This window comes from Mesorhizobium waitakense (genome assembly GCF_056431085.1).
Genome location: NZ_JBWKME010000085.1, coordinates 1 through 4425 on the forward strand (window position 1 = coordinate 1; position 4425 = coordinate 4425).

A 4425-nucleotide genomic window follows, 5' to 3' on the forward strand; every position below is an offset into this window, starting at 1 on the left:
CAGTGCCAAATCCGACAATTCTCACAAGGCGGCCCACCTCGGATGCGTACGCTGTTGTCAGCATCTAATAATCCGAACAATTCTCTTACGTTGTATGGGATAGGCGAATCCACGGTGAAAGTTTTCTTCACGCTGGCTTTGCCCTCGTTATCCAACGTTCGCCCTTTCAGATTGCGAACGTGTAGCGTGAACTGTGAAGCCTGATTTGGCGCATTCTGATCACTGCGATCGAGGATCATCGACAACATTTCGTCGCGGTTGAGCAGCCAGTACCGAAGAAACAGGACATCATCCCCGGGTTTCTCAAGATCGCCTGGACCAGCGATGCGGAAACGCTCGGCGAATCCGCCAGCCGCTTTGTCCGCTAAAGGTGCGTATTCCCCATGCATGTCGAATACGATGATATTTGGGAATTTGAGCTTGGCTGCGCGTTCAAGGATCAGTGCGACGGCCCAACTCTTTCCTGACCCTGTACTGCCGAGGATTGCGGCATGGCGCTGGAAAAACTTATCGCCGCTGGCAATGGCATCGGCCGAACGATCAGCAACGAAGACACCTAGCTTTAGCCGTTCGTCTTCGGAGAATCCCGCACCCAAGATTCCCATAAACCTTTGTAGGTTTAGGCTTTCGATCACGTAGCATTCACGATCAATCTGCGGGAAGCTGTCGGCACCTCGTTTGAATGTATTTATCTTCCCCCCTTCGACAGTTCGGAATGTGCCTATAAGGACACCTTGCAGAATGTCGGTCGGCACTGCGGCGAGAAGTGCGCCAGTCTCGTCGTCACTGCCCTGCGCAGGCAGTTCCTCGCGCATGCTGCGCGTAACCCGCTCTGTCATCGCAATCAGGTACTCCCTCTCAGTCGCCCCCCGAATGGCAACGAGTTGGCCTATGCCAATGCGGGTGAGCAGGACCGAATTGGTGACATCGACTGCAACACGGCTGGTATCGACGGAGGCGACACGCCCAATTCGGTCGCCATCGGAAAACTGCAATGCGACTTCGGTCATGGTTCAAGCACCTCAGAAATGAAGGAGTTCAGTTCCCAAAGGGCGAGGTCCGGTACCTGCATTTCCGCCCTATCCACAAACACCGATGAACCTTGACTGCCTCCGACGACGGCGTGCTGAATCGCTACTACGTTCGGACACTCTTCAACGAGTTTCATCGCGTTGGGAGACAACCCGCGCGTCAGCAACAGCGTCGGAACACCGCTGCGAATACGAGGCGTGAGGTGAGTTTCGAGGTGATCGTCGTTGAACCCGTAGCCAATGACCAGAAAACGGCTCGCGCGATCGATTGCAGAATTCGCCCTCTCCCGATGCCGATCAAAAGGGCTCTCGTAGCCATTGCGGAACTTATTCAATCCAGGAGTTATGATCAGACGTGGCGATGTCAAATCGCCAGCATAGCGCACTGGCCGACCGTCTCGATGGTACCAATCGAGACTGCCATGCGGCTTAAACACATTCACCCGCTGGCGGTATCTCCATTGAACCTGCTTTCCGCGGAGGGTCACTTCGCGACAAAAGCCGAGACGACTTTCATGTTCATTGAGGATGCCTGCAAACTGGCCGACAAACATCGTATCCACGCCAAGTCCTGCTTCTTCGGCGGCAATCTCGATCAATCGGTCGTAATTCGTGGTTATGATTGGTGCGCCGCTATCCGGCTTAAGGAGATGCGCCAATAGTCGCGTGAACCGCAGCGTTCTGGTCTTTGCAAAAACCTCCTCGACGATTTCGCGCTCCCGATTTGCGATAAACTGCCCCGTCCGCGCAACGATTGCCGTTTCCAGTGCTGGAGTTGGGGCCACTTCCAATAAAGCGGCCTCCAGTCCCTTGTCAGCGATGAGTGGGCTAAGAACCGCCCATTGTTCTGCATCGAAGGGGGTGAGATCGTCTACTATTACAGCCTGAAGATGTTGCGCGATTTCGGCCATGCCTGGCAGACCCTCAGCGCAAGACAAGCCTGACCCGACGATGGTCACAAGCCCATCGCTGAAATGCCGCTGCAACAGCGACTTTAGGTCGTGCAGATTCAAGATCTCCCCCCGAGATACTTGTTAAACTTGACTTGGGCTCTACACCCCCCTCATCGATAAGGAAACGCCATAGCCAGCTTTTCCAAGGGTAAATTGGGTACTGTCCGATACTTTATTTCTTGAGAAATCCAACGATTTTTGCCGAGCAAATGGGACGCTCGGAAATATCAAGGCCTGTCCTATAACCATGAATACGTGCGGCTGAAGCAGGATAACGAGGCTTTATGTTTTTAAAAAATGGATCTTCGGTCAGCTCACGACGGATTGACGCGACATCTTCAAACGACAGACCGAGGGCAGGTCCAACAATGGCATCGATCTCGTCTACGACTATTTCAATTGGAGCTTCCAAATCCTCCGCATGATGCTGTTGGACTATCGCAGTGAATGCAGCCGCATACTCAATATCAGCAGGTGGCGGCGGGAACGGCAGCATTCCCTCGGAGCCGACAGCAGCCCGCGCGAGAATGATGACGGGGAGCTGAAATCTCTGCCATGGAATGATCGGCAAAACCGGAGGATTCAAAAACCGGAGGGACGATATGGCCGATGATCTTTCTCAGAAGTTGGAACTGGCGCGGGCGATTTGGAAAGGAAATTTCTGACGCGCTTCCTCCTCCGGGAACAACAAGCGGTAAGGAAATTCCTGCGTCGCTTCGCCAACGGAAAATCCTGAAGCTGACTCCGGAATGGACGAGGCGAGGCGACGAGTTGTTGATGCCGCCCGCTCCGGACGAACCTGTTGTCGCGACCTCGACGGACCCTGACGACGACAAGCCAATCGGGCCGACAAAACGCTAAACCGTCCCTGCATCACTTTTGGCCGTTTATCCGGTAAGGGAATCGTCCGCACTGAGCCCCGTCGCAACGCGGCTTGGTCCAGCATGAGCGCCAAGCTGCGGCCGGGCATGCGCGATGGGTTGTCCCCATGCTCCTTGACCATGGCATCGTAGATTTCTCCCGCGAGGCCAGCAGCCTGCTTTTCGCTAGGGCTGCGGGGGCCTGCGGAAAGCTCCCGCCAACGCTGCTGCACTTCAAGACAAACGCGGGCGAACTCGATCCTGGCCTGTTCAGGGTCGCGCGTTCGGAGGGAAATCCTCTCCTCCGTCTTTCCGACCAGCGGCTTCAGCCGCTCGGGAACGCGCTTGCGATACCAGTAGATACCGGAGTCCGGATGTGGCCAAGGATGATTCATGCGAAGGACCATGTGTACCGCTCCTGTGTACTAAGGTGTGTTGATATTCATCGTGAGTTTATGACGGCAGCGGCGAGATGGATGATGGCTTTGAAGCTCTGGTCGGTTTTGTCGGCACGCATGGCAATACGCTTGAATTCCTTAAGTTTGCAGAAGGAATTTTCGATCAGATGACGCCATTTGTACATCTCGGCATCGAGCGGCAGCGGCTTTGCACGACGCGAATGCTGAGAAATGACGACCTTGGCGCCGCGCTCGTTCAGATCGGCGATGATGACGTTGCTGTCGAAGGCCTTATCGGCGATCAGAGCGTCGAAGTAGAGGCCCTCGATGAGCGGTTCAACACCGACCGTATCGAACCGCTGGCCCGGCAGCAGGACGAAGCGCACGAGATTGCCAAGCGCGTCGGTAAGCGCCAGGATCTTGGTCGTCATGCCGCCCTTAGAGCGACCAATGGCCTGGCTCTGAGTCCCCCTTTTGCGCCTTGGCCGTGGCGATGGACTTTGACGATGGTAGCGTCGACCATGGCGTATTCCATGTCCGGCTCGTCCGAGCAGGCCTCGAAAAGCCGAATGAAAACATCGGCTTTGACCCAACCGCGTAAGCGCGTAGGCATCCCCACGTAGCGTGCAGGCGGTTGATCGCTCATTTTCAGCATGAATCATGCGGAGAATCCTGTGAGCGACAGTATGAGCCATCATCGAACATTCGAGATTTTGACGGCGGAGCCTGTGCCGTCCCGACGCAAGCCGCGCCATCGGTCGGAAGACGAGAAAGCACGGCTTGTCGCCGAAGCGTTCTCGCCAGGGGGCAATGTGTCGGCGGTTGCGCGTTCCGAGGGGCTGGATCCCTCGCAGCTCTATGGGTGGCGCCGCAAGGCGCTTTCGTCGGGCATGGTTGCGCCACTGACGGAGGCAGCGAGCAAGCCGGCGAAGTTCACGCGCTTTGAAGCGGTGGGCAGCGGCACGGTGGAAATCGTCATTGGCGATGCCGTGGTGCGCGCCGGCGGCGATGTTGATCCCGATCGCCTGGCGAGGATCATCCGCGCGGTTCGCAAGGCATGATCGCTTCCGGTGTGGTGGTTTACGTGTCGTGCCAGCCGGTCGACTTCCGCAAGGGCGCGGCATCGTTGATGGCGCTGGTCAGGGACGGCGGCCTGGACCCGTTCTCGGGGGCGCTTCACGTA

General features: G+C 56.5%; 5 protein-coding genes and 1 pseudogene. 1 reads left to right on the forward strand and 5 read right to left on the reverse strand.

Going from position 1 to position 4425, the window contains the following annotated elements; translation table 11 throughout:
* From AC07FD_RS18345 to AC07FD_RS18365, 5 genes and pseudogenes are all read right to left on the reverse strand, one after another.
* The coding region (locus AC07FD_RS18345; protein WP_478350999.1) for an ATP-binding protein at positions 1 to 1010 on the reverse strand (1010 nt) is incomplete at its 3' end.
* Positions 1007 to 2044, reverse strand: a complete 1038-nt coding sequence (locus AC07FD_RS18350) for an SIR2 family protein (RefSeq protein WP_478351000.1) — start codon at positions 2042 to 2044, stop codon at positions 1007 to 1009. The genes AC07FD_RS18345 and AC07FD_RS18350, both read right to left, overlap by 4 nt.
* A 112-nt stretch (positions 2045 to 2156) precedes the next feature.
* Positions 2157 to 2555: a hypothetical protein gene (locus AC07FD_RS18355; RefSeq protein ID WP_478351001.1), complete on the reverse strand. Its 399-nt coding sequence runs from the start codon at positions 2553 to 2555 to the stop codon at positions 2157 to 2159.
* A gap of 48 nt (positions 2556 to 2603) precedes the next feature.
* Entirely contained in the window at positions 2604 to 3251 is a 648-nt protein-coding gene (locus AC07FD_RS18360) for a DUF6538 domain-containing protein (protein ID WP_478351002.1), read from the reverse strand.
* 35 nt (positions 3252 to 3286) lie between these two features.
* A pseudogene (locus AC07FD_RS18365) lies at positions 3287 to 3846 on the reverse strand (IS5 family transposase); the annotation flags it as partial.
* 70 nt (positions 3847 to 3916) lie between these two features.
* Between AC07FD_RS18365 and AC07FD_RS18370 the strand changes: the two are divergent.
* A complete protein-coding gene (locus AC07FD_RS18370; protein WP_478351003.1) occupies positions 3917 to 4303 on the forward strand; it encodes a transposase in 387 nt (128 codons plus the stop codon).
* The last annotated feature ends 122 nt before the right edge of the window (positions 4304 to 4425 follow it).